Raw genomic sequence first — 22,462 nt, forward strand, 5'->3', positions numbered from 1 at the left:
GAAAATTTACAAACAAGTATATACTCCTTCATCTTTTAGCTTAAAATTAAGAAAACATTCATTGCCGTCAGTGTCCCAGCCTTTTATAACAACTTCTTTGCCATCCAAAGATACGGACTCAATGAAAGTCGAATGGCATTTTTTTGACCAAAGCATATTTTTCTCTTTATCATAGCCCCATAAATTGGTGTCAATGCTTTCGAAATCAATAGAATTTATTTTGGTTATAGATTGGTTGCTAAATGTGTATGCAAATATATGGACCTTATGTTGATTAACTTCGAAATTTCTTACATATGTATAGAGAACGGGTTTGTTATCGATATTTATAACTCGATAAAACTCCAAATCGTAAGGCATGTTTTTTTCTATCATAAATACACTATTGCCGGCATAGTATTGAAATACTTTCCATGTTCGCCTTCCCGAATTGCCGAAGTCTTCCGGAGATTGCCTGTATTCAATTATTCTAGAATTATTGTTTTCATGTATACGAATCCTGTCGGAAAGTTTTGAAATACTTTCACTTGAGATATCTTGAGGATTTGCTTTACTTAATAGCTCTACCAATAGGTCCAATGCATCTTCAGTATATTTTTCGCTGTCTATTGACGGTTCTTTGGCTTTATCAAGTAAATTCATTATTTCCGAAAACTTATTTGCGCTTTGCATATAAGGATTTTGAGAACTTGACGGTTGTTGGCAGCTTGTTAATAAAGTGATTATTACACAGGTTAATATACTCAAGGATATTTTTTTCATAAATTACTCCATTTCTTTCCCCTTGCTTAAAGAACGACTAAACTAATAGTCGTTAGTTGGATAAAGTTGATCCCTTATGAAGGTAACTTTAATCATAATTCTATAATTTTACTTCATAGACAATATGATTTAATATTTACAAATCACGATAAATATACAACAAGACTCTATTAATGTCAATGTTTTTAATTAAACTGTTTAGACTTGTGAAGTAAAATGTAAAACTTTATATACCAATCCTTGATTTAGTAACTATATCATCGAGACATATCATTTTTCTGCACAAGAGTATTCAAATAGTTTTTTTATTTGGTCAATTCAAAACTACCACATTTGGTCTGCTTATGCTTTTGTTTTGCCATTTTATTGGTAATACGATTTATTACTTTTTAATGCATAACACTAAAATTGTAAATTAAAAAACTTTATTAGGGTGTTGTAAATTACACTTTTTTAGTATAATATTAAGATATAGCGTTTCACTTCTTTGTGTTTTGATTTCATAAGGTTGAATATTTATGGTAAGTCCAATTCAAAAGCATATATCTTTTTCGAAGGATTGAATTCTATGCAGAAAATTCACAATAAGGAGGTTTTTCTGATGGAAGGCATGCAGATTGTTGTATTTAGTCTAAATGATGAGGTTTGCGGAGTAGATTCCAGCCAAGTAAAGGAGATTGTCAAGTACGAAGAAGTTTCAAAGATGCCAAGGATGCCTAGATTTATTGATGGAGTTATTAATCTTAGGGGAAAAGTGGTTCCGATTGTAAACCTCAATAAAAGGTTCAGGCTGGGGGATATGGAAGTTGGCAAAAAAACCAAAATAATAATTACGGATATTGAGGACAAGCTTATTGGCTTTGTAGTAAATGATGTTTTTGAAATAATTAGATTGTCTGCCGACGATATAGAGCCAACACCGGAAATTATCAAGAAGGTGTATAATGACTATCTTAAGTGCGTGGGAAAAAAGGATGACAAGTTAATCTCCATTCTGGATTTGAGTGTTATATTGACCGATAGCGAGATAGGAGAGCTCGAAGAGAATAAAGAAGATGAAGATGAAAACTCTGTTGACTGTGACGAGAATGACACCGGTGACGATAAGCAGCAAAATGAGGATAATAATGTGGATAAAACGGAAGAAAGTGCAGAAGATATTGCAGAGAATGAGAAATAGCACAGATGAATGTTTAATTTAATATAATTACAGGCAAAAAATAAAAGCGCATGCATTTTAATATAGTTTGTATGCGCTTTTTTGTGTTGGAAAATATAGATTTTCAAAAAGCAGTAAGCTTATCTTTTATACATTAAATCTAAACAGAGTAACATCGCCGTCTTGCATAACGTAGTCTTTGCCTTCGGAACGCACAAGGCCTTTTTCCTTGGCAAGGTTGTATGAACCAAGCTTTATTAGGTCATCATAGGCAACAACTTCGGCACGTATAAAGCCCCTTTCAAAGTCACTGTGAATTTTTCCGGCTGCCTGGGGAGCCTTTGTGCCTTTGACTATAGTCCATGCCCTGACTTCTTGAGGTCCGGCAGTGAGGAAACTGATAAGACCAAGAAGCTTGTAGCTGGCTTTTATTAACCGATCAAGACCCGACTCCGACAACCCTAATTCTTTCAAAAATTCTTCTTTTTCGTTGTCATCCAGTTGGGCAATTTCTTCTTCAATTTTGGCACATATAACCATTACTTCAGAGCCTTCGCTTTTGGCATGGTTAACGAGCTCTTCCAACAGCGGGTTGGGTTTGTCGGAATTAATATCCTCTTCGGAAACGTTTGCTGCGTACAATACAGGTTTTGATGTCAGAAGAAAGAGCTGTTCGGATAGCTTTTCTTCTTCATCGCTAAAGCTCATTGAGCGTACAGGTTTGCCGGCTTCAAGGGTCTTCATGATTCGTTCATAGAGCTCCAATTCAACCTGAAACTTTTTATCTCCGGACTTTAACATCTTGCGGGTTCTGTCTATTCTTCTTTCCATGACTTCCATATCTGCGAGAATCAGCTCCATTTCAATGGTCTCGACATCGCGGACAGGACCTACAGAACCTTCGACATGGACAATGTTGCTGTCTTCAAAGCAACGGACGACATGAACTATTGCGTCAACCTCCCTTATGTGGGACAAGAACTTGTTGCCAAGGCCTTCACCTTTGCTTGCTCCTTTTACAAGACCGGCTATATCCACAAATTCTATCGTAGTAGGGGTAACTTTTTCCGGCTTGTACATTTCCGCAAGTTTGTCAAGTCTTTCATCGGGGACAGCTACAATCCCCACATTCGGCTCAATTGTACAAAAGGGGTAGTTTGCAGATTCTGCACCGGCTTTGGTTATGGCATTAAAAAGAGTACTTTTTCCGACATTAGGTAGTCCTACTATTCCCAATTTCATTTAAAACATCTATCCTTTCGTATATTTCTAACCCTATACAGGCTAATTTTTCTAAATAAGAGAAATCCACAAAATAATATTATATAGCATTTGAAATGCCATTGCAATAAACTAATTTCAAGACAAAATAGCCCAAAAGCGTTTCGGCAGCAGCTTTTTAGCTACATTGTATATTACGATGGATACACCCATTGTATAAATGGGGTGAAGAGGAAAAACATATCTGGAGTTTCCCTCTAGCACAAACATCATTGCATTAAAGTAGAGGAATATTAGGAGGATAAAGGTTGTAAAGTCAATCTTTCTGTGGCGGATAAACCTTATCAATGCATATATAATAAATGCGAAAAGTACAATGTAAAAAGGTCTGTACAAGAGTTTTTGAAGCTTGACAGCCTTTGAAGTTATGGGATGCCACTGGTTGACACCTATCGTTAGTGCCCACATAATATCCTCGGTTCTATACCAGTAGGAATTGGCAATGCGAAGAAATGCCAACTCGATGAACCTTTTGGGATTTTTCATTATCCACTCTTTAGCAAGCTGATTGCCAAGCTTGTGAATTGCCAATTCATCAAATCCATCCTCCGTTTTGTACTTCAGCATTGGACTGTCGGGATATTTAAAGGGATCGCTCCAGGTACCGACGGCATAGTCGTTGTTGTTTACATAAAAAACGTATCCTCCGTTGGTTGAGAAAACCGGCTCACCGAAAACAATATAATTCCTAACCAGCCATGGGGTAATTACCAATCCTACTGCTACTGCAAAGGCAGCAACATATTTGATTTTATGCTTCAGTCCCACATCTTTGCGGATAAATTCATACAGGACAAATATTGACGGAATAAATACTCCGATAGGTCTCACAAGGGTTAGATAACCAATCAGAAGACCAATGACAAAGGGATTGTTTTTATTAAAAAATAAGTAAATAGAAAGCATTAACAGTGCGGAAAACAAAATTTCCGAGCATATGATGCTGTTGTATGCTATTGCAAGGGGTGACAAGGCGTAAATGAGCAAAGTCAAAAGGGCAATTTTCTTTCCGAAAAAACTTTTCGGAAAGCTTGTATGTCAAAAACATAATGAGAGTAGAAAGCACAATGTTAAACAGCTTTGCGACTATAAAGTCTGCACCGAATATGAAATAGAGGATTGCCAAAGTCCCGGGATAGCCTATGGGCCTAAAGGCTGTCGGGAATCCGGGCCTTCCGGTGTAATAGGGATAAATTCCGTTTAAAAATCCTTTGCCTTCTGCAATTTCTTTTCCCTTGACATGATACCACATAAAATCGGTTTCAGGATATGTGGGCATGGCAAAAATCCATACGAGCCTTAGTAATACCCCTATGAATAATATTATGAAAAGATATTTGTTTTTTTTGATGTAATCTATAAACTTGGAAAACATATCTTCTCCTTTTGATTCTCCTTTGCATTTTTGATTATTTGATGTTTTTGCCGATTGTTAATTATTGCTCTAAATTATTCCGATTATTGCGTTAATCCTACATTGTACATTGTACTTTTCATAAATATTCAATGTCAAGGATTATTACACAAATAGCCTGTTAAATACAAACAATGATATTGTTATACAGTGCCAAAGAATCAGTATATTTAACACAAAACATTATTTATTATAAATCATTCAACAATGAATTCAAATATAATTTATAACATTTATGAAATTTAACTTGCATTTTTATTATTTTCCATGCTACAATAATTTTAAGATTAGATGAGCTGAGCTTTAGTTTGAAGAGAAGAGATGAGAAGAGACGAGGATGTGCAAATATATTTGTATCATACCACCGGATTCTTCTATCCGGTTTTATTAGTTTTGTCTTCTCTCATGTCTTCCTTAGAAATAAGGGGGAGTCGAAATGTTTTATCCAAGCATCGACGAAGTTAAAATAATGGCAAAGGATTATAATATCATCCCTGTTGCAATGGAAGTATATGCTGATATGGAGACACCTATAAGCCTGTTTAAAAGGTTTGAGGAAAGCAGCTACTGTTTTTTGCTGGAAAGTGTTGAGGGCGGTGAAAAGTGGGCCAGGTATTCCATTATCGGCAGAAATCCGTTCCTTATTGTAGAAAGCTTCAGGAATAAAACGGTTATCAAAGAGAGAAACGGTTCCCAAAAGGAAGTTGAAGGAAACCCTGTGGAAATAATAAAGGAACTTATGGGAAAATTCAAAGGCGCCGATCTCCCGAATCTTCCAAGGTTCAACGGAGGAGCAGTGGGATATTTCGGGTACGACATTATACGCCACTACGAAAATCTTCCCAATGTTCCGGAAGATGACTTACATCTTCCGGAAAGTCATTTTATGTTTACTGATGAAGTGTTGGTTTATGATCATCTAAAGCAAAAGATTCACATAATCGTAAACTTGCATGTTAACGGTAATTTGGAGCGGGCATACAATAGTGCGGTTGACCGGATAAAAAGCATACATCGGGAAATTCATGACACCAAGTGGAAAACTATGGATAATTATATTTTCGACGACAATAAAAAGGACAATGAATTTACGGTAAAAAGCAATGTTTCAAAGGAATCTTTTTGCCAAAATGTGTTGAAGGCAAAACAGTATATAAAAGACGGAGATATATTTCGGGTGGTTTTGTCACAGCGTTTGTGCGTTGAGACCGACCAAAATCCTTTTAACATATACCGAAGTTTAAGACTGATAAATCCTTCTCCTTATATGTATTATCTTAAATTTGGCAATTACAGGATAATAGGTTCTTCTCCCGAAATGTTGGTAAGAGTTGAAAATGGCATTGTAGAAACCTGTCCTATTGCAGGAACGCGCAAAAGAGCCAGGACAGAAGAAGAGGATGAGGCTTTGGAAAAAGAGCTTTTGTCCGACGAGAGAGAGCTTGCTGGGCATGTGATGCTGGTAGACTTGGAAGAAACGATATCGGAAGAGTTTCAAGATACGGTACTGTAGAGGTAAAGAACCTTATGCACATCGAGAGGTATTCCCATGTAATGAATATGGTGACGAATGTACAGGGACAAATTCGGGAGGATAAGACTCCTTTTGATGCCCTCATGTCAATTCTTCCTGCCGGTACGCTTTCCGGAGCACCCAAGGTCAGAGCAATGGAGATAATAGATGAGCTTGAGACTGTAAAACGCGGTCCCTATGGCGGTGCGATTGGATATCTTAGTTTTAACGGCAATCTTGACAGTTGTATAACCATAAGGACAATAATATTAAAGGACGGAAAAGCTTATGTTCAGGCGGGTGCCGGTATAGTTGCGGATTCGGTTCCAGAAAAGGAGTATGAAGAATGCTATAATAAAGCAAAGGAACTTCTTAAAGCTATTGAAGAGGCAGGTGAAATAAAATGAGGGACAATATATTGATTATTGATAATTATGATTCTTTTACCTACAATTTGTATCAGTATGTCGGTGAAATCAGCCAAATATTGAGGTTTACAGAAATGATAAAATAACCTTGGAAAAAATAGAGGAGATGAATCCCACACATATAATAATTTCTCCCGGTCCCGGTTTTCCGAAAGATGCCGGAATATGTATTGAGGCGATAAGAAAATTTGGCAAGTATATACCTATTCTTGGGGTATGCCTCGGACACCAGGCAATTGGAGAAGCTTTTGGAGGAAAGGTAGTGCATGCGAATGAGCTTATGCACGGAAAAGCATCGGAAGTTGAAATTGATAGGGAATGTTTGATATTCCGGAATCTACCTGAAAAGATCCGGGTGGGAAGGTATCATTCTCTAATGGTACAGAAGGTTGGGCTTCCCGAATGTTTGAAAATCACTGCTATTACACCGGAGGGAGAGATAATGGGAGTGATGCACAAAAGCTATCCGGTATTTGGGATTCAATTTCATCCCGAGTCAATTCTTACTCCGGAAGGAAAGGCAATTTTGAGAAATTTCATTGACATAAAAAGAGTTGCGGTCTAATATACAGTGTTTGAACATAAAAAATAGAAGAGATGAGAAGAGAGGAGAGGTCAAAATGTTGAAAAATGCAATTTCAAAGCTTGTTGAAGGAAAGAACTTGACTGAAGCGGAGATAGTGGAGGCATTGGACTGTATCATGGAGGGTAAGGCAACACCCGCCCAGATAGGCAGCTTTATAACGGCATTGAGAATCAAGGGAGAGACGATAGAAGAGATAACAGGATGCGCCAAAGTGATGAGGGAAAAGGCTAACAAAATATGTCCGAATTTGGAGTATTATATTGATACTTGCGGAACCGGAGGGGACGGAACCAACACCTTTAACATATCAACGGCATCGGCTTTTGTTGCAGCCGCAGGAGGTGTATATGTGGCAAAACACGGAAATAGGTCGGTGTCCAGTAAAAGCGGCAGTGCGGATGTTCTGGAAGCTCTGGGGGTTAATATTGACATTGACCCGGGTCAGGTAAAAGAGTGTATAGAGAATGTGGGAATAGGCTTTATATATGCTCCGTTGTTCCATAAATCAATGAAGCATGCTGCGGGTCCGAGAAGAGAATTGGGAATAAGGACAATTTTCAATATACTTGGGCCTTTGACCAATCCGTCTAATGCAAAAGGACAGGTGCTTGGGGTATTTAATCCCAATCTTACCGAAGCAGTTGCAAATGTCCTTTTGAATCTTGGAGTTGAAAGGGCCATGGTTATACACGGCATGGACGGCATGGACGAAATTACGACAACTACTTCAACCAAGGTGTCGGAAATACGGAACAATGAAGTTATTACTTATGAATTGAATCCCGAGAACTATGGTTTTAGCCTTGCATCACCAAAGGATTTGACGGGAAAAGATGCAGAGGATAATGCACAAATAATCAGGAGAATTTTTAACGGTGAAAAGGGACCTAAGAGAGATATTGTTGTGTTAAACTCTGCGGCTGCATTGTATGTCGGAAAAGCCGCATCAAGCTTTGAAGAGGGAATTGGATTGGCAGAAGAAATAATCGATTCCGGAAAAGCTTTAGAAAAGATTGGAGAGCTTGTAGAGTTTACAAACTCATTTGTAAAGTATAATGAAATGTCCGGCTGAAACTGAAGGCGTAGCCGTAAGAGTAAGAAGCGAACATGGATTAAATACGAGTTTGGCAAGGAGGAAAACATGATACTGGATGAAATTGTAGCGCAAAAGAGGATTCAGCTTAACAAGGATATGAGTAAAATTAGTATAGAGGGTTGGAAGCAAAAAATAAAAAGACCGGGAACACACAAACCTCTGGACTTTTACGGAGCTTTGAAGAATAGCGGAAATATTTCCATTATTGCTGAGGTGAAAAAAGCTTCTCCGTCAAAAGGGACTATAAAAGAGGACTTTGATCCGCTGAAAATTGCAAAGGAGTATATCGAGTCTGAGATTCAGGCAATATCGGTGCTCACCGAGAGGAATTTTTTCAAAGGCGATGAAGAATACCTTGCGAAGATTCGGCAATTTTGTCCTCTCCCAATCTTGAGAAAAGATTTTATAATCGATTTGTGGCAGGTGTATGAGTCCCGGTATATAGGAGCCGATGCAATACTGCTTATTGTATCACTGCTATCCGATGAGGATTTGAAAAAGTTTCAGATTGTGGCAAATATCTTGGGATTGCACTGCTTGGTGGAGGTTCATGATGAAAGAGAGCTTGAGAGAGCTTTGGAGTCCGGTGCAAGAATAATCGGAATAAACAACAGGACCTTAGGACGTTTGATGTGGATCTGAAGAATACTGAAAAACTCATGAACCGGATACCGAATGACCGCGTTGTGGTAAGCGAAAGCGGCATCAAAGGTGTTGAGGATTTGAAATATCTAAAAGAGCTTGGAGTAGATGCGGTTTTGATAGGCGAAACCTTTATGCGGGCCCAGTCCATAAGTGAAAAAATAAATGAGTTTAAAGCGGTGTGATTATGACTAGTGTTAAGATTTGCGGGCTTAGAAGAAAAGAGGATATAGATTATGTAAATCTCTACCAGCCTCAATTTGCGGGCTTTGTGTTTGCCGACAGCCGTCGTAAGGTTTCGAAAGAAGCAGCGAGAATGCTTATTAAAGAGCTTTTGCCAAAGATAAAGTCAGTGGGGATATTTGTAAATGAAAAAGAGGATATAGTGGTAGAGACCGTGGAGTACACAGGATTAGACTGTGTACAGATTCATGGAGACGAGCCGCCGGAGTACATTGAAAGGCTTAGGGATTTGCTTGGTAGGGCAACAAAAAAAAGATTGAAATATGGAAAGCTGTTCGAGTAAAAAATAAAGAATCCCTTGAAATTATATCTCAATTTGATGCGGATGCTTTTCTTTTGGACGCCTACGTTGAGGGAAGCTATGGGGGAGCAGGGGCTGTGTTTGACTGGCAGCTTGCCGCAGACATTTCAGCAAGGCATGGCAGAATTATTCTTGCAGGCGGTCTTACTCCGGAAAATGTTAAGACGGCTGTGGCAAAGGTAAAACCCTATGGGGTGGATGTGAGCAGTGGCGTTGAAACTGATGGTTTCAAAGATGCCGATAAGATAAGGGATTTTATTTACAGAGTCAGGGAAGCGGATTGAATATTTTCGTCCGCTTTTTTGTTTATCCTCTTTTAGTGAAATGAAATTTTTCTGTTCGCTTGAGAACTTTTGGATTATGTGCTAAAATTGTAGCTTAAGGGGTGATATGAATGTTAATTGTGGGAATAAACGGAAGCCCGAATAAGGAAGGGAACACTAAATTTCTTATTAATACTGTACTGGAAGAGGCAAGAAGCCAAGGGGCAGAGACAATGGTTCTTGAAGTGAAGGAGCTTTTAAATTCTGTTAGAAACCCCTTTTGCGTTGTTTGTAGCAGTCCTTGTTCCGGTATATGTTATAAAGGCACTAAACTGGAAGAAGCTTATGAAATTTTGAAAAAGGCTGATGCGATAGTAATGGGAAGTCCCGTATACTTTGGAACTGTTTCGGCGCAGCTTAAAGCCTTTTTTGATAAAACGAGAAAACTTAGAGGAGAAAAGGCTTTCTACAACAAATTTGCATGCGGAGTAACTGTAGGAGCATCAAAATATGGCGGGCAGGAAACGACAATGAAAGCACTGCACGATATAATGCTTGTTCATGGTATGACAATTGTCGGTGACGGATATGTTGGTGATGATTGCGGTCATCATGGTGCATGTGCCCATCAGCCTGCAGATAAAGATGAGTTTGCAATAAAAAGGGCAAAGATACTTGGAAGAAGACTTGTGGATGTTTGTAAAAAAGCAGGTACATAAATTATTAAAAATAATAGAGTATAAACTAAAATTGATTATAAAATTATAAAAATGTTTTAATCGTTTGGGGGTGTAATGCCCCCGGTTTTTATTTGGCCTCTTGGAATGAAATGAAAGAGGCAAAAGCGAAGGGACTCGATGTCCCGAGCTTTTGTTCCGCATTTTTCATCCTTTTTATCAAATAGTGCTTGTTTGTAATAAATTTTGAAAATATGCAAAAACTACGACACGAAACTGCAATAAAAAATACTTAAAATTTATTTTTATTAGTGTTATAATGAATATTAGTGTTGCAAGTGAATATTGCCGTTTTAATTGGCATGTTAGTTAAAAAAACAACTGTTTATTATTTTTATAACTTTAAAAAGATTAAAATATTTAAAAAAGTTTGAAATCATAGGAGTCTTAAATGTTTAACAAAAGAATTAGCATTTTTACAGGACATTTTGGGAGCGGTAAAACGGAAGTAGCCGTTAATTTTGCGCTTAAGCTTAAAGAACAGAATATCGATACTGCAATTGTTGATTTTGACATAGTTAATCCTTTTTTCAGGACTACTGATGTTAAACAGGAACTTGAGTCAAAAAACATCTGGGTAGTTTCTCCGCTTTATGCCAACACGAATGTTGACGTTCCGGCGCTGCCTGCAGAAATATATACGTTGTTTGAAAAGAAAGAATACAATGTTGTTTTTGATGTGGGTGGTGATGACCTCGGAGCGAGGGCTTTATCAAGGTTTAAAGAGGAAATAGAAAAGGACGACTATGAAATGTATTTTGTTATCAATACCAGAAGGCCTATGACCGACACTATTGAAAAGATTGAGCATATGATTTTAGAAATAGAAAGCGCATCAAGGCTTAAGGTATCAAAGCTTGTAAATAATACAAACCTTGTTGGCAAGACGACTGTTGAAGATGTGATTGAGGGACATAAAATGATAAAGGAATTGTCTCAAAAACTCAACATACCTATTGCATTTGCAAGCGGCTTTCGTGAAATTGCAGATGAGGTAAAAAAGAGAGAAAACGCCGAAGTATTGTATTTGAACGGTTTGATAAAATTACCGTGGAACTAATGGAGGGGCTGTTATGAGTAATGTGAAGTTACGGGATTTTCTTTCCGAAGGCTCTATAATCAGGACAAGGCATTGCAACTCAAGCAATTGGGTAACAAACGTCGTTTTTGCCATTAATGAAGACTGGATTGAGATTGATATCGGGCTTGAAAAGAATTATATAGATAACATGATTATGATCGGGGATACAATGAGATGTAAGTATTCCAATGATGATTATGAGTTTACATTGATTGGCTGGGTTACCAAGATAAAACTTGATGAGCCGCAGAGCATTACCATCAAAGTTCATGATGTGGAAAAGTTTTTAAACAGGCGTGATAACTACAGATATGATATTTTTTTGTGTTCTGTTATTAAAAGGACCAAAAATGATGAAAAAGGCGTGTTTGCCATTATGACCAATTTGAGCCAGGGCGGAGCTGCTTTTGTCGGAAAGGAAGATGTTGAAAATGAACTGGGAGTTCCTGAGAGTGATCAGGGGGAGAAAAATTTTTATTTTGAGATATTTATAAATCCAAAAAGCAGCTTTGTTTTACCGGTACTGTAAAAAGGAAGGTAAGTACTGCAAAGGGATTTGAATATGGTGTCAAAATTTTGGATATTGACCTTCAAAACGAGAAAATTCTGAATGAGTTAATTGATGAACTTGAAAAAAAAGATAAAGAGTTCTATAATAAACGGAGTAGCTTTTGGTCAAAGAATAGTAAGTATAATAAATAATGGGGGATTTAGATGGCAAAGGTTGTTTTTGATGAAAACAGGTGCAAGGGTTGTAAATTGTGTACAACAGTTTGCCCTAAGAAAATTGTTATTATGAATGAGGATAAGTTAAACCAGAAAGGTTTCCATCCCGCAGGAGTTAGCGATATGGACAAATGTATAGGATGTGCTTTTTGTGCAACTATTTGTCCCGATTGTGTTATAGAAGTATATAAATAAGTTGTGTAAATAAAGTTTTAATGAACAGATTAGGGGGACTTGGAATATATGGGAGAAAAATTGTTAATGAAGGGGAACGAAGCTATTGCAGAAGCTGCTTTAAGAGCAGGATGCAGGCACTACTTCGGATACCCGATCACACCACAGACTGAAATTGCTCATTATTTGGCAAAGAAGATGCCGGAAGTGGGCGGAACTTTTGTTCAGGCAGAAAGTGAAGTTGCTGCCATAAACATGGTTTATGGTGCAGCCAGCGCAGGAGCTAGGGTCTTAACTTCGTCATCGAGTCCGGGTATAAGTTTAAAGCAGGAAGGATTGTCTTATCTTGCCGGTGCAGAGCTTCCTGCAGTTGTTGTTAATATTGTAAGATGCGGTCCGGGTCTTGGAGGAATATTGCCTGCACAGTGTGATTATTTCCAAGCTGTAAAGGGTGGAGGCCACGGAGATTACAAGATGGTTGTATTGGCACCTTCCAGCGTTCAGGAACTATATGAGCTCACTGTGGAGCTTTTAACATTGCCGACAGGTATAGAATTGTATCGATGATCATGGGTGACGGAATTTTAGGACAGATGATGGAAGCTGTTGAGTTTAAAGACGTTGAAAATATAGAAAAAATTGATAAACCTTGGGCTACTACAGGTACACAGATGAAGAGGGAGCACAATACCGTAACCTCTATATACATTCAGCCCGAAGTATTAGAAAAGCACAACCAAAAGCTTCAGACAAAATACAGATTGATTGAAGAAAAGGAAACCCTTGTTGAAACCTACAATTGTGAGGATGCAGATATCATAGTGACAGCTTTTGGTACAGTTGCAAGGATAGTTAAGAATGTTATTAAGATGGCCCAGAAAGAAGGAATAAAGGTTGGTTTGATTAGACCGATAACCTTATGGCCTTTCCCGGTAAAGGAATTTGAAAAATATGCAGATGTACCGAAAGCTTTCTTGTCGGTAGAGCTTAATGCAGGTCAAATGGTTGAGGATGTCAAGATGGCTGTTAACGGCAAAAAACCTGTGTATTTCCATGGAAGAATGGGCGGAATGATACCGACACAGAAGGAAATACTGGAAAAGATAAAGGAAATTTTGAATAAATAACGGTTTGAAACTCATTAAGTGAGGATTTTAATTTGGAAGGGGAAGAAAAATGGATACAGTTTTTAAAAAGCCACATGCTTTAGTGGATGTATCTATGCACTACTGTCCCGGATGTACTCATGGGATAGTCCATAGACTTATAGCTGAAGTTTTAGATGAGCTGGATATTGAAGGAAAGACAATAGGTGTTTCTCCGGTTGGATGTACTTACAACAACTATGAGTATTTTAATTGTGATATGGTTCAAGCGGCCCATGGAAGGGCTCCGGCAGTTGCTACCGGTATAAAAAGGGTTAACCCTGATAATGTTGTATTTGCCTATCAAGGAGACGGGGATTTGGCAGCAATTGGTACGGCTGAGATTGTTCATGCTGCTACAAGGGGTGAAAAAATAACCGTTATATTTGTAAACAATGCTATTTACGGAATGACATCCGGGCAAATGGCTCCTACTACGTTGATTAATCAGGTTACCACCACGACTCCTTTTGGAAGAAATCCGGAGCTTCACGGATATCCTATAAATGTTTGCGAGCTTCTCTCGACACTTGAGGGGGCAGTATATATAGAAAGGGTTTCAATGCATGACATAAAAAATATTATGAATGCAAAGAAAGCCATAAAGAAGGCATTTCAGGTTCAAATGGCGAACTTGGGCTTCTCAATTGTTGAAGTATTATCCTCCTGTCCTACAAACTGGGGATTGAATCCTGTAGAGGCATTGAAATGGATACAGGAGAAGATGATTCCGGTTTACCCGTTGGGAAATTTTAAGGGCAAGGATTTGGAGGTGTAGATTAAATGGCAGATCAGCAGATTATTATGGCAGGTTTTGGTGGACAAGGTATACTGTCGGCAGGAAGAATTCTTGCCTACGCAGGAATGTTGGAAAATAAAAATGTATCGTGGCTTCCGTCCTACGGTCCGGAAATGAGAGGCGGTACTGCCAATTGCAATGTTATAATTTCCGACGATATTATCGGTTCTCCTATTTTAAATACTGCTACAACTTTGATAGTTATGAACGGTCCATCCCTTGACAAGTTTGAGAACGTGGTAGAAAGCGGGGGAATAATTATTAAAGACAGTTCATTGGTTCAAAGGACACCGGAAAGAAAGGATGTAAAAGTTTACGGTGTACCTGCTACCGAGACTGCCTTTAAAATGGGAAATCCCACTTTTGCAAATATAATTTTATTAGGAAAGCTAATTGCTCTTACAAATATAGTAACCAAGGAGAACTTTGAAGTAGCGCTAAGGAAAACACTGCCAAGCAAGAAGCACAGCTTGATTCCTGAAGAGATGAAAGCTCTTGAGTTTGGCATGCAGTATGAATGTTGTTGATATTACGAAATTTTATATTACTAAATCATTGATAAAAGCTCTCTTTAGAAAAGGAGGGCTTTTATTCTTACATTTAAGTCAAATGAAAGAGGCCAAAGCGAAGGGACTTGATGTCCCCGGGCTTTGGCCTAATGGTATTTTACATCGGTAATTTACACGTTAAAGAGAAGCTCGCCGTATGTTGGGAACGGCCACATTTTTGAATCAACCAGTGTTTCAAGTTTGTCGGCTATAGCACGAAGCTCGTTCATCCTGACAAAAACATCATCTCTATACATACAGGCTTTCTGGTATGTGTCCCCGCTGAAATGCGCTGCTTTGGAAGCCGCATTTTCAAGGGCAGTTAAATTCTTTTTGAGCTCGGTAAGCAGTGAGGACACTTCTTGCAAAAGCTCTGACTGAACGCTGGTATCGACCGTAATGCCGCAAGCTTTAACAGAGTTTATCGAATCGGCAACTTTTGTAATAAATGCTATAACAGCGGGTATAATATCCCGTTTGGTCATTTCTATCATAGTTAAGGCTTCGATATTGATTGATTTAATGTAGTTTTCAAGGAATATTTCGTATCTGGAGTGCAGCTCTGTTCTGCTTAAAACATTATGTTTTTCAAATACATGTATATTTTTTTCAGCTATAAGTGCTGTTGTTGCCTCAACAGTTGAACGTATATTTGGAAGACCTCTTTTTTTAGCTTCTTCAACCCACTCATCGGAGTAATTGTTGCCGTTGAATATTATTCTTTTGTGGTTTTCCACAATTTCTTTAAGAATTGCATGAATCTCTGTATTCAAATCTTTTGCTTTTTCCAGTCTGTCTGCAATTTGGCAGAGTTCTTCGGCAACTATGGTATTTAACACAAAGATAGGGCCTGCAATTGAAGCCGATGAGGGAACCATTCTAAACTCAAACTTGTTTCCTGTAAACGCAAAGGGAGAAGTTCTGTTTCTGTCGGTGGCATCCTTGGGCAAAACAGGAAGTGTTGTTACACCGATTTTTAAGGGTTTGGCCTGTTTTAAAGTTTTTGCTCCTCCGTTATTTTCAATCTGTTCAAGGACATCCGTAAGTTGTTCGCCCAGGAATATTGATATTATTGCAGGAGGTGCTTCATGAGCGCCTAAACGATGGTCATTGCCGGCATTTGAAGCAGCGCACCTGAGAAGATCCGAGTATTCATCCACAGCCTTTATTACTGCACACAGAAATATGAGGAACTGTGCGTTTTCGTGAGGTGTATGGCCCGGATCCAGCAGGTTTTGACCGTCATCAGTACTCATGGACCAGTTGTTGTGCTTACCCGAACCGTTAAGCCCTGCAAAAGGTTTTTCATGGAGCAGGCAAACGAAGCCGTGTCTTTGGGCAACCTTTTTAAGAACATCCATTATCAGTTGGTTGTGGTCAGTGGCAATATTGGCCGTATTGAAGATTGGGGCAAGCTCATGCTGTGCGGGGGCCACTTCGTTGTGTTTTGTTTTGGCCGAAACGCCCAGTTTCCAAAGCTCCCGATCCAATTCTTTCATAAAATTAGATACTCTTTCTTTAATGGTGCCGTAATAGTGGTCTTCCATTTCTTGTCCCTTTGGAGGCATTGCTCCAAAAAGGGTTCGACCGGTATAGATAAGGTCTTTGCGTCGATCGTGGAGTTTTTTGTCAATCAGAAAATATTCCTGCTCAGCGCCTACTGTAGTAATTACTTTTTTGGCGGTTGTGTTTCCGAGAAGTCTAAGTATACGAAGGGCTTGAATTGATAGTGCTTCCATGGAACGAAGGAGAGGAGTTTTCTTGTCCAATACTTCGCCGTTATACGAGCAGAAAATTGTTGGAATATAAAGAGTGTTATCCTTCACAAAAGCCGGTGATGTACAATCCCAGGCAGTGTATCCTCTTGCCTCGAAAGTTGCTCTTAGACCTCCGGAAGGGAAAGATGAGGCGTCAGATTCTCCTTTAATGAGTTCTTTCCCTGAAAATTCCATTATAACTTTTCCGTCCGGTGTGGGGGAAATAAAGGAATCGTGTTTTTCAGCCGTGATTCCGGTCATGGGCTGAAACCAATGGGTATAATGGGTTGCGCCCTTGTCGATTGCCCAATCTTTCATTGCGTTTGCAACTATTTCTGCTATATCGCGATCTAGAGGAGTACCTTCATCTATGGTTTTCTTCAGTGCTTTGTATGCAGGTTTGGGAAGGCGTTCTCTCATTGCAGCATCATTAAACACATTTGAGCCGAAAACCTCTGTTAATGAATAGGTCTGTAATTCATCATTAACCATTATAAAAATCCCCTTTCAATATATAAATAGAACAAATAATTACCAAAAACTGTAATGACCAATTATAAGAAAAAGGCGCATCAAAAGAAATATGAAACGCCTTTTTTGTTGTTGCTCAATTATTCATTGGACATTAACAAAAAGACAATTTTTTTCCGACAAATAATCCGTGTTTTTATTATAAATATATAATAATGGGTTTTAATAAAAAAATGCAAGCAGTTATAAAAAAAATCCTTCTAAATATATGCATGTTCAAATATGCTGTAGGAGATGTACTCAATATTCTCATCAGTATAGTTTCTGTATATATGTTCGTGATTTAAAGCCGATTCAAGTATACCTTCTATTCGGTGAATATGACCGTTTTCAGTTCTGATAGGAAGGCCTGTGAATCCCGAAAAGTAATGAGTGTGTCCGTTATATGACGAAATACCGTAATATGCATGGATGTGAAAAACGTCTATGCCAATCATATTATTCGTGTATCCTATTATTTTATGATTATGCCTGTTGGCAATCTTTGATTCAAATTTATATTTGTGTATGTGAGGATACATGAATATAATAGCCTCCTTAGGTTCAAATTTTAGCTAATTCCAAAACTCTAAATATAATTTATACAAAGCGGTCAAATTTATTATTCCAATTTATGCAATCTAAATGAAAGGCAAATTAAAGCTGCTTTTTAAAGATAAATCTTATCCTTAAAAAGCAGCAAAGAATTTACAGATTACCTAATTTGACTAAAATATTAGTTATTTGCTTTGTTATTTTCATTGTCAATTACAATATAATATCTTTGATTCATGTATTTATCTTTTCCGGTTACAGTATATGTTTCAATGGGGTATTTATATATAACCACATCTTTTGCATAACCTATATATGCTGTTAAAATGTCACCCACTCCTATGCTGTGCTTCATATATTTGTTTAATGTTGAGATGAGACTTGGAAGCTTATCGATATTGGATATTGTTCCATGCTGTTCAATAAAAGCTTTGATAAAATTAATCTGGTTCTTTTTTTCTTTCATAGTCGCCAATAGAATGAGTAATATTTCCCATTTCGTCATTGCTTTGTCTATAGCGGACAAAGCCTTCGGCTTTTTTGCCGTCAAGGTGATTCCAACCCTTGTCAATATGAATGGAAAGATCTTGATATATGTCATCATAATGCATGCTGTACGGAACATAGATATCAACTCCACCAAACAGGTTTACAATTTGAACGAAACCTTCGGTGTTGACCCTAATATAGTCATGGATTTCAATATCAAAAATTTCTTTAATCAATCCGGCCAGAAAATTCATTGAGTATGCACTGAATTTTCCTTCATATTTCATATATGGTCCTATATTATGGGCACAATTAATCTTATAGAAGTCCGGGTCGTTTACTCTGTTGTTTGCTTCTAAGTAATGTTTGACTTTAGCATTATAATCAATGTATAAGTCACGGGGAATCATTATTATTTTCAGTTTCTGATTTTTTTATCTATACTCAATATGCCTATAGTGTCATATAAACCTGTCAATTTATCCTGACCGATGAACAATATATTTCTGCTGTTTTCGTCAACGAGTTTTTCCTGATATTTCATGCCGTTGGTAAGTCCGTCTATTTTTTCAATATCAATCTCTTCATCGGGTTTATTGTCATGGATGTTGTCGGGTGTCGAAAAGTTAATAGGTTCGTAGCTTATTACAGGAGGATATGTAATATCGATGTCTACATCGGTACTGTCGTTGCCGTCACTTAGAACAAATCTTCCAAAGACAAATATTAGTGTCCCTAAAACCAACAAGCAGCTCAACCAAATAAACAGAGCTTTCTTAAAAGTTAAATTCTTTTTCTTTGAAAATTTTTTTTGACCCATTACAAAGACCCCTTAATAACTAACTGTATTTATAATTTTTAACAATGATTTAACTAGATTATTTATACTTTGCATACTTTTAATTGTAACATATAATTAAGAATTAAGGCGAAAAATTTTTTTATTTTAAGTCAGATTTAAAATTTTTGTAATATTATGATGTTGTAATTGTAAATTTTTGAGAAGAAACGTTTGTCGAATAACATAAATCTTTTATTAGAAGCTAAAAGTGTTGTTTTGTTTTTAGATATTGTGGTAAAATTAGTGTTGGCAAATACTATTATTTAATAGGGAGGTACCAAATGAAGAGTCTTAAAAACACAAAAACAATGGAAAATCTTATGAAAGCATTTGCTGGGGAATCTCAAGCACGCACAAGGTACAACTTCTATGCTTCCGTTGCCAATAAAGAAGGTTATAAGCAGATTGAGCTATTTTTATTGAAACTGCCGATAATGAAAAGGAACATGCCAAAAGATTCTACAAATTCCTTCTTGAAGGTCTAAATGGTGAGCTGCCTGCTTCAATTACAATAAATGCAGATTATCCTGTAGCTCAAGGTACCACTTTGGAAAACTTAAAGGCAGCTGCAGAAGGAGAAAATGAAGAGTGGACAAAACTTTATCCGGAATTTGCAAAGGTTGCGAAAGAGGAAGGTTTTGATGAAGTGGCCGCAGCTTTCACAAAAATAGCTGAAGTTGAGCAAAAACATGAAGCAAGATACAAAAAGCTGGCAGAAAATATCGAAAATAATAAAGTGTTTAATAAGGACGAAAAAGTCTACTGGAAATGCAGAAACTGCGGATATGTACATGAAGGAAACAGCGCACCGGAAAAATGTCCCGCATGTATTCATCCGAAGGCATTTTTTGAGTTATTGGCAGAAAATTACTAATAGAAATATTGAAGTTATCATAAAAAAGAAGTAAATCCGGGAATCTATCCGGATTTACTTCTTTTTATCTCAGTTTATCACCGGCCTCTTCTAAATGCTTTGGGTTTTGACAAAATCTCCGAAAGAATTATTCCGCGAAGCATGTCATTTTGACTGATTTCGGAGAAATCGAGATTTAGAGTGCCGTAAGATGCAGAGTGAAGAGATATATCCTCTTCCAAAATACTGTTTTTTGCGGCGTCGGTATTACCCTCAGCTCGCAGAACCTTTTGTGGAATGGGAACCTTCAGGCCCCTGTTCTCCTTCGGGACTAATGTAGTCTAAAGAACCTTGGCCGACTCCTTCAAGGCTATAACTACCTTCATGGCCTTGACCGTCTTCAAAACCCGGATCGCCTTCAAGAATATGTTCTCCTTTTGCATCAGGTCTGCCATATGGGTTCGGCCTTCTGCCGGCACCTGAATTGTAAGAGGGTCTTTGAACGGGCCTCATCACATTTCTATTTCTTGTATTGTACTGTTGCATTTTACCGCTATTTTCATTCTGGGATGCTTTTTCAAGCATCTCCAGCATAGTTAACAATAAATCATTACTCATAAACTAAACAGCTCCTTTTTATTGGGCCCAGACGGCAATAAAGTGTTAAACCTAGATTTGCTTCTTCCCGGATGAAGGATCATCATTCTTGCCCATTTTTGAAATGCTGTCTCTCATCTGAGTATCTGCTATCAGATTCTGCAAATTGTAGTAGTCAAGGACACCGATTTTTCCTTCACGAAGAGCTGCAGCCAGTGCTTTAGGGACTTCCGCTTCCGCTTCTACAACCTTTGCTCTCATTTCCTGTACCATGGCTTTCATTTCCTGTTCTTTTGCAACAGCCATGGCTCTTCTTTCCTCAGCTTTTGCCTGGCGATGCGTTTATCCGCTTCTGCCTGGTCTGTCTGGAGCTGAGCACCGATATTTCTACCAACGTCAATATCTGCAATATCGATAGAAAGTATTTCAAAAGCAGTACCTGCATCAAGACCTTTGCTCAGCACTGTTTTTGATATGGCATCGGGATTTTCGAGAACCTGTTTGTGGTCAGTGGAAGAACCTACAGTGGTAACAACACCTTCACCGACACGGGCAATGATGGTTTGTTCACCGGCACCTCCCACAAGGCGGTCAATGTTTGCCCTAACAGTAACTCTTGCTTTTGCCCGAAGCTCAATACCGTCTTTTGCTATTGCTGCTATAACCGGTGTTTCAATTACTCTGGGATTAACGCTCATTTGAACAGCCTCAAGAACATTTCTTCCGGCAAGGTCAATAGCAGCAGCCCTCTCAAATTCCAAAGGAATATTGGCTCTTTGAGCAGCTATAAGAGCGTTTACAACTCTGTCCACATTACCTCCGGCAAGATAGTGGGCTTCAAGCTTGTTGATTGAAACATTGATGCCTGCTTTTGTAGCTTTAATCAGCGGATTTATAACTCTTGAAGGAACAACTCTCCTAAGACGCATTCCCACGAGAGTGAATATGCTAACTCTGACGTTTGCAGCAAATGCCGAAATCCAAAGACCTACCGGAAAAATTGCAAAGAATAGTGAGATAAATAAGATTACGGCACCGACAATAAGAATAAAAGTTATGCCATTCATGGCACCATAAGCCAAACAGTTCATAACAAAACTCTCCCTTCATATCTTTATGTTGATATTATTACATTATATAGCCCTAAGAGCTATATAACAAGAAAAAACGAGATTTATTCACTACTCGATTTTCCTTACCACGATACGGCGGCCTTCGACCTTAATAATTTTCACTCTTGAATCCTTTTCAATTAAATCGAATTCTGAAACAACATCAAGTTTTACTCCGTTGAACTCTGCAGTACCGGCCGGACGCAATGCTGTTAAAGCCACGCCCTCTTTGTCGAGAAAAGATGTAAAGTCTTCGGTTCCTTCAAATCCTTTTTCTTTTTCCAAAGAATCGGTAAGTACCAGTTTTGCAAGTCGTCCTCTAGATGCGGAGCGAAGTATTATTGCAAGGGCAATACCTAGAACAACAAGTATTATTGCCAGTAGTATTAGAACATCCATAAGCGTTTTGGCAGTTAAAAGAACACCTAAAAAAGAAAAATCAGACCCATAATACCCGGTAAACCAAAGCCGGGGAAAAACATTTCGATTATCACAAAAGTAAAGCCAAGAATAAACAAGAGTGCTGCCCAGATATCAATGTTGTAAATAAAATCAAACAATTGGAAAACCCCCTTCCGGTTAATTAAAATCCTTTATTTTTATTATATTGAAACTTGCGATTGATCTTTATAATTTTGGAAATCCAAATTACGGCAACAATTTTGTTGATATTAAGCATTCTTAATAATATACATTTTATATTATATACTATCATAGGCATTTCTCACAATCATATTTTGGTTATTTTCTTTTATTTAGAATTTAGAATAAAAAAGAGCTTTGCCATACAACAAAAAAAGTATCTTATTTTCTAAGCTTTAGGTCCGTATTCTTGATTTAATAAGTTTTG

Annotated in this window: 23 protein-coding genes and 6 pseudogenes; 16 read left to right on the plus strand and 13 right to left on the minus strand. The window is 37.9% G+C overall.

All coding sequences use genetic code 11. The features are described 5' to 3' along the window. Window positions 1–6 precede the first annotated feature (6 nt). Window positions 7–672, minus strand: a complete 666-nt coding sequence (locus JCM21531_RS13830; RefSeq protein WP_131464507.1) for a hypothetical protein — start codon at window positions 670–672, stop codon at window positions 7–9. A 691-nt stretch (window positions 673–1,363) separates the two neighbouring features. Between JCM21531_RS13830 and JCM21531_RS13835 the strand changes: the two genes are divergently transcribed. Next, window positions 1,364–1,942, plus strand: coding sequence for a chemotaxis protein CheW (locus tag JCM21531_RS13835; protein WP_038290801.1), 579 nt, complete (start codon window positions 1,364–1,366; stop codon window positions 1,940–1,942). Window positions 1,943–2,068: 126 nt separating this feature from the next. On the opposite strand, the gene ychF is transcribed toward JCM21531_RS13835, so the two are convergent. Both ychF and JCM21531_RS22435 read right to left on the minus strand, forming a co-directional pair. After that, the gene (ychF, locus tag JCM21531_RS13840) at window positions 2,069–3,163 is read right to left on the minus strand and encodes a redox-regulated ATPase YchF (protein ID WP_038290803.1); all 1,095 of its coding nucleotides are present in this window, start codon (window positions 3,161–3,163) and stop codon (window positions 2,069–2,071) included. Between the two features lie 117 nt (window positions 3,164–3,280). Beyond that, the gene (locus tag JCM21531_RS22435; protein WP_243467707.1) at window positions 3,281–4,108 is read right to left on the minus strand and encodes a hypothetical protein; all 828 of its coding nucleotides are present in this window, start codon (window positions 4,106–4,108) and stop codon (window positions 3,281–3,283) included. A gap of 73 nt (window positions 4,109–4,181) precedes the next feature. Here JCM21531_RS22435 and JCM21531_RS22440 point away from each other — a divergent pair, with 73 nt between their 5' ends. The 14 genes and pseudogenes from JCM21531_RS22440 to JCM21531_RS13905 all read left to right on the plus strand — a co-directional run bounded on the left by JCM21531_RS22440 (window position 4,182) and on the right by JCM21531_RS13905 (window position 14,877). Beyond that, window positions 4,182–4,406, plus strand: coding sequence for a hypothetical protein (locus JCM21531_RS22440; protein ID WP_243467708.1), 225 nt, complete (start codon window positions 4,182–4,184; stop codon window positions 4,404–4,406). A gap of 646 nt (window positions 4,407–5,052) precedes the next feature. Beyond that, window positions 5,053–6,536: pseudogene (trpE, locus tag JCM21531_RS13850) on the plus strand (anthranilate synthase component I). Then, a pseudogene (locus JCM21531_RS13855) lies at window positions 6,533–7,122 on the plus strand (anthranilate synthase component II). The pseudogenes trpE and JCM21531_RS13855 overlap by 4 nt, the downstream one beginning before the upstream one ends. Window positions 7,123–7,177: 55 nt before the next feature. Beyond that, the gene (gene trpD, locus JCM21531_RS13860) at window positions 7,178–8,215 is read left to right on the plus strand and encodes an anthranilate phosphoribosyltransferase (RefSeq protein WP_038290808.1); all 1,038 of its coding nucleotides are present in this window, start codon (window positions 7,178–7,180) and stop codon (window positions 8,213–8,215) included. 69 nt (window positions 8,216–8,284) lie between these two features. Beyond that, window positions 8,285–9,066 (plus strand): annotated as a pseudogene (trpC, locus tag JCM21531_RS13865) (indole-3-glycerol phosphate synthase TrpC). A gap of 2 nt (window positions 9,067–9,068) precedes the next feature. Continuing rightward, the gene (locus JCM21531_RS23975) at window positions 9,069–9,407 is read left to right on the plus strand and encodes a phosphoribosylanthranilate isomerase (RefSeq protein ID WP_279379071.1); all 339 of its coding nucleotides are present in this window, start codon (window positions 9,069–9,071) and stop codon (window positions 9,405–9,407) included. Between the two features lie 23 nt (window positions 9,408–9,430). Further along, window positions 9,431–9,709, plus strand: a complete 279-nt coding sequence (locus JCM21531_RS23980) for a phosphoribosylanthranilate isomerase (RefSeq protein WP_279379073.1) — start codon at window positions 9,431–9,433, stop codon at window positions 9,707–9,709. Window positions 9,710–9,819: 110 nt separating this feature from the next. Next, the gene (locus tag JCM21531_RS13875; RefSeq protein ID WP_038290809.1) at window positions 9,820–10,407 is read left to right on the plus strand and encodes a flavodoxin family protein; all 588 of its coding nucleotides are present in this window, start codon (window positions 9,820–9,822) and stop codon (window positions 10,405–10,407) included. A gap of 409 nt (window positions 10,408–10,816) precedes the next feature. Beyond that, complete coding sequence (locus JCM21531_RS13880; RefSeq protein WP_038290810.1) at window positions 10,817–11,485, plus strand: ATP synthase; 669 nt, start codon at window positions 10,817–10,819, stop codon at window positions 11,483–11,485. Between the two features lie 13 nt (window positions 11,486–11,498). After that, window positions 11,499–12,035: a PilZ domain-containing protein gene (locus tag JCM21531_RS13885; protein WP_243467709.1), complete on the plus strand. Its 537-nt coding sequence runs from the start codon at window positions 11,499–11,501 to the stop codon at window positions 12,033–12,035. Window positions 12,036–12,220: 185 nt separating this feature from the next. After that, on the plus strand, window positions 12,221–12,427 hold the full coding sequence (locus JCM21531_RS13890; RefSeq protein ID WP_038290812.1) for a 4Fe-4S dicluster domain-containing protein: 207 nt from the start codon (window positions 12,221–12,223) through the stop codon (window positions 12,425–12,427). A gap of 48 nt (window positions 12,428–12,475) precedes the next feature. Next, window positions 12,476–13,533: pseudogene (locus JCM21531_RS13895) on the plus strand (3-methyl-2-oxobutanoate dehydrogenase subunit VorB). 49 nt (window positions 13,534–13,582) lie between these two features. Next, window positions 13,583–14,329 carry a thiamine pyrophosphate-dependent enzyme gene (locus JCM21531_RS13900; protein ID WP_038290813.1) on the plus strand — a complete coding sequence of 249 codons (747 nt, stop codon included), beginning with the start codon at window positions 13,583–13,585 and terminating at the stop codon, window positions 14,327–14,329. Window positions 14,330–14,334: 5 nt separating this feature from the next. Then, the gene (locus tag JCM21531_RS13905; protein WP_038290815.1) at window positions 14,335–14,877 is read left to right on the plus strand and encodes a 2-oxoacid:ferredoxin oxidoreductase subunit gamma family protein; all 543 of its coding nucleotides are present in this window, start codon (window positions 14,335–14,337) and stop codon (window positions 14,875–14,877) included. A 152-nt stretch (window positions 14,878–15,029) separates the two neighbouring features. Here JCM21531_RS13905 and JCM21531_RS13910 read toward each other — a convergent pair whose 3' ends face one another. The 5 genes from JCM21531_RS13910 to JCM21531_RS22455 all read right to left on the minus strand — a co-directional run bounded on the left by JCM21531_RS13910 (window position 15,030) and on the right by JCM21531_RS22455 (window position 19,029). Further along, window positions 15,030–17,147: a glutamine synthetase III family protein gene (locus tag JCM21531_RS13910; RefSeq protein ID WP_038290817.1), complete on the minus strand. Its 2,118-nt coding sequence runs from the start codon at window positions 17,145–17,147 to the stop codon at window positions 15,030–15,032. A gap of 239 nt (window positions 17,148–17,386) precedes the next feature. Further along, window positions 17,387–17,707, minus strand: a complete 321-nt coding sequence (locus JCM21531_RS13915; RefSeq protein WP_038290819.1) for a YmaF family protein — start codon at window positions 17,705–17,707, stop codon at window positions 17,387–17,389. A gap of 194 nt (window positions 17,708–17,901) precedes the next feature. Then, window positions 17,902–18,186, minus strand: coding sequence for an LCP family glycopolymer transferase (locus JCM21531_RS22445; protein ID WP_243467710.1), 285 nt, complete (start codon window positions 18,184–18,186; stop codon window positions 17,902–17,904). Then, a complete protein-coding gene (locus JCM21531_RS22450; protein ID WP_243467711.1) occupies window positions 18,161–18,619 on the minus strand; it encodes an LCP family protein in 459 nt (152 codons plus the stop codon). The genes JCM21531_RS22445 and JCM21531_RS22450 overlap by 26 nt, the downstream gene beginning before the upstream one ends. A gap of 8 nt (window positions 18,620–18,627) precedes the next feature. Continuing rightward, a complete protein-coding gene (locus JCM21531_RS22455; RefSeq protein ID WP_243467712.1) occupies window positions 18,628–19,029 on the minus strand; it encodes a hypothetical protein in 402 nt (133 codons plus the stop codon). A 302-nt stretch (window positions 19,030–19,331) separates the two neighbouring features. On the opposite strand from JCM21531_RS22455, the pseudogene rbr reads away from it, so the two are divergent. Further along, window positions 19,332–19,924 (plus strand): annotated as a pseudogene (gene rbr, locus JCM21531_RS13925) (rubrerythrin). A 77-nt stretch (window positions 19,925–20,001) separates the two neighbouring features. Here rbr and JCM21531_RS22460 read toward each other — a convergent pair. From JCM21531_RS22460 to JCM21531_RS23985, 5 genes and pseudogenes are all read right to left on the minus strand, one after another. After that, entirely contained in the window at window positions 20,002–20,145 is a 144-nt protein-coding gene (locus tag JCM21531_RS22460) for a hypothetical protein (RefSeq protein WP_243467713.1), read from the minus strand. A gap of 31 nt (window positions 20,146–20,176) precedes the next feature. Beyond that, window positions 20,177–20,521 carry a hypothetical protein gene (locus tag JCM21531_RS13930; RefSeq protein WP_054847118.1) on the minus strand — a complete coding sequence of 115 codons (345 nt, stop codon included), beginning with the start codon at window positions 20,519–20,521 and terminating at the stop codon, window positions 20,177–20,179. 51 nt (window positions 20,522–20,572) lie between these two features. Then, a pseudogene (gene floA / locus JCM21531_RS13935) lies at window positions 20,573–21,567 on the minus strand (flotillin-like protein FloA). A 114-nt stretch (window positions 21,568–21,681) separates the two neighbouring features. Further along, window positions 21,682–22,011 carry an NfeD family protein gene (locus JCM21531_RS13940; protein WP_243467714.1) on the minus strand — a complete coding sequence of 110 codons (330 nt, stop codon included), beginning with the start codon at window positions 22,009–22,011 and terminating at the stop codon, window positions 21,682–21,684. Between the two features lie 26 nt (window positions 22,012–22,037). Next, the gene (locus JCM21531_RS23985; RefSeq protein ID WP_279379072.1) at window positions 22,038–22,172 is read right to left on the minus strand and encodes a hypothetical protein; all 135 of its coding nucleotides are present in this window, start codon (window positions 22,170–22,172) and stop codon (window positions 22,038–22,040) included. Between the last annotated feature and the right edge of the window lie 290 nt (window positions 22,173–22,462).

It is taken from the genome of Acetivibrio straminisolvens JCM 21531 (assembly GCF_000521465.1).
Classification (GTDB): Bacteria; Bacillota; Clostridia; order Acetivibrionales; family Acetivibrionaceae; genus Hungateiclostridium; species Hungateiclostridium straminisolvens.

Coding starts and splice junctions, on each gene's coding strand:
- trpD (WP_038290808.1), top strand. CDS start 7,178: ATGTTGAAAAATGCAATTTCAAAGCTTGTTGAAGGAAAGAACTTGACT.
- JCM21531_RS13885 (WP_243467709.1), top strand. CDS start 11,499: ATGAGTAATGTGAAGTTACGGGATTTTCTTTCCGAAGGCTCTATAATC.
- JCM21531_RS22440 (WP_243467708.1), top strand. CDS start 4,182: ATGAGCAAAGTCAAAAGGGCAATTTTCTTTCCGAAAAAACTTTTCGGA.
- JCM21531_RS13890 (WP_038290812.1), top strand. CDS start 12,221: ATGGCAAAGGTTGTTTTTGATGAAAACAGGTGCAAGGGTTGTAAATTG.
- JCM21531_RS22435 (WP_243467707.1), bottom strand. CDS start 4,108: ATGCTTTCTATTTACTTATTTTTTAATAAAAACAATCCCTTTGTCATT.
- JCM21531_RS13940 (WP_243467714.1), bottom strand. CDS start 22,011: ATGGATGTTCTAATACTACTGGCAATAATACTTGTTGTTCTAGGTATT.
- JCM21531_RS13880 (WP_038290810.1), top strand. CDS start 10,817: ATGTTTAACAAAAGAATTAGCATTTTTACAGGACATTTTGGGAGCGGT.
- JCM21531_RS23975 (WP_279379071.1), top strand. CDS start 9,069: ATGACTAGTGTTAAGATTTGCGGGCTTAGAAGAAAAGAGGATATAGAT.
- JCM21531_RS13900 (WP_038290813.1), top strand. CDS start 13,583: ATGGATACAGTTTTTAAAAAGCCACATGCTTTAGTGGATGTATCTATG.
- JCM21531_RS22455 (WP_243467712.1), bottom strand. CDS start 19,029: ATGGGTCAAAAAAAATTTTCAAAGAAAAAGAATTTAACTTTTAAGAAA.
- ychF (WP_038290803.1), bottom strand. CDS start 3,163: ATGAAATTGGGAATAGTAGGACTACCTAATGTCGGAAAAAGTACTCTT.
- JCM21531_RS13910 (WP_038290817.1), bottom strand. CDS start 17,147: ATGGTTAATGATGAATTACAGACCTATTCATTAACAGAGGTTTTCGGC.
- JCM21531_RS13930 (WP_054847118.1), bottom strand. CDS start 20,521: ATGAGTAATGATTTATTGTTAACTATGCTGGAGATGCTTGAAAAAGCA.
- JCM21531_RS13835 (WP_038290801.1), top strand. CDS start 1,364: ATGGAAGGCATGCAGATTGTTGTATTTAGTCTAAATGATGAGGTTTGC.
- JCM21531_RS13915 (WP_038290819.1), bottom strand. CDS start 17,707: ATGTATCCTCACATACACAAATATAAATTTGAATCAAAGATTGCCAAC.
- JCM21531_RS13905 (WP_038290815.1), top strand. CDS start 14,335: ATGGCAGATCAGCAGATTATTATGGCAGGTTTTGGTGGACAAGGTATA.
- JCM21531_RS13875 (WP_038290809.1), top strand. CDS start 9,820: ATGTTAATTGTGGGAATAAACGGAAGCCCGAATAAGGAAGGGAACACT.
- JCM21531_RS22450 (WP_243467711.1), bottom strand. CDS start 18,619: ATGATTCCCCGTGACTTATACATTGATTATAATGCTAAAGTCAAACAT.
- JCM21531_RS13830 (WP_131464507.1), bottom strand. CDS start 672: ATGCAAAGCGCAAATAAGTTTTCGGAAATAATGAATTTACTTGATAAA.
- JCM21531_RS22445 (WP_243467710.1), bottom strand. CDS start 18,186: ATGAAAGAAAAAAAGAACCAGATTAATTTTATCAAAGCTTTTATTGAA.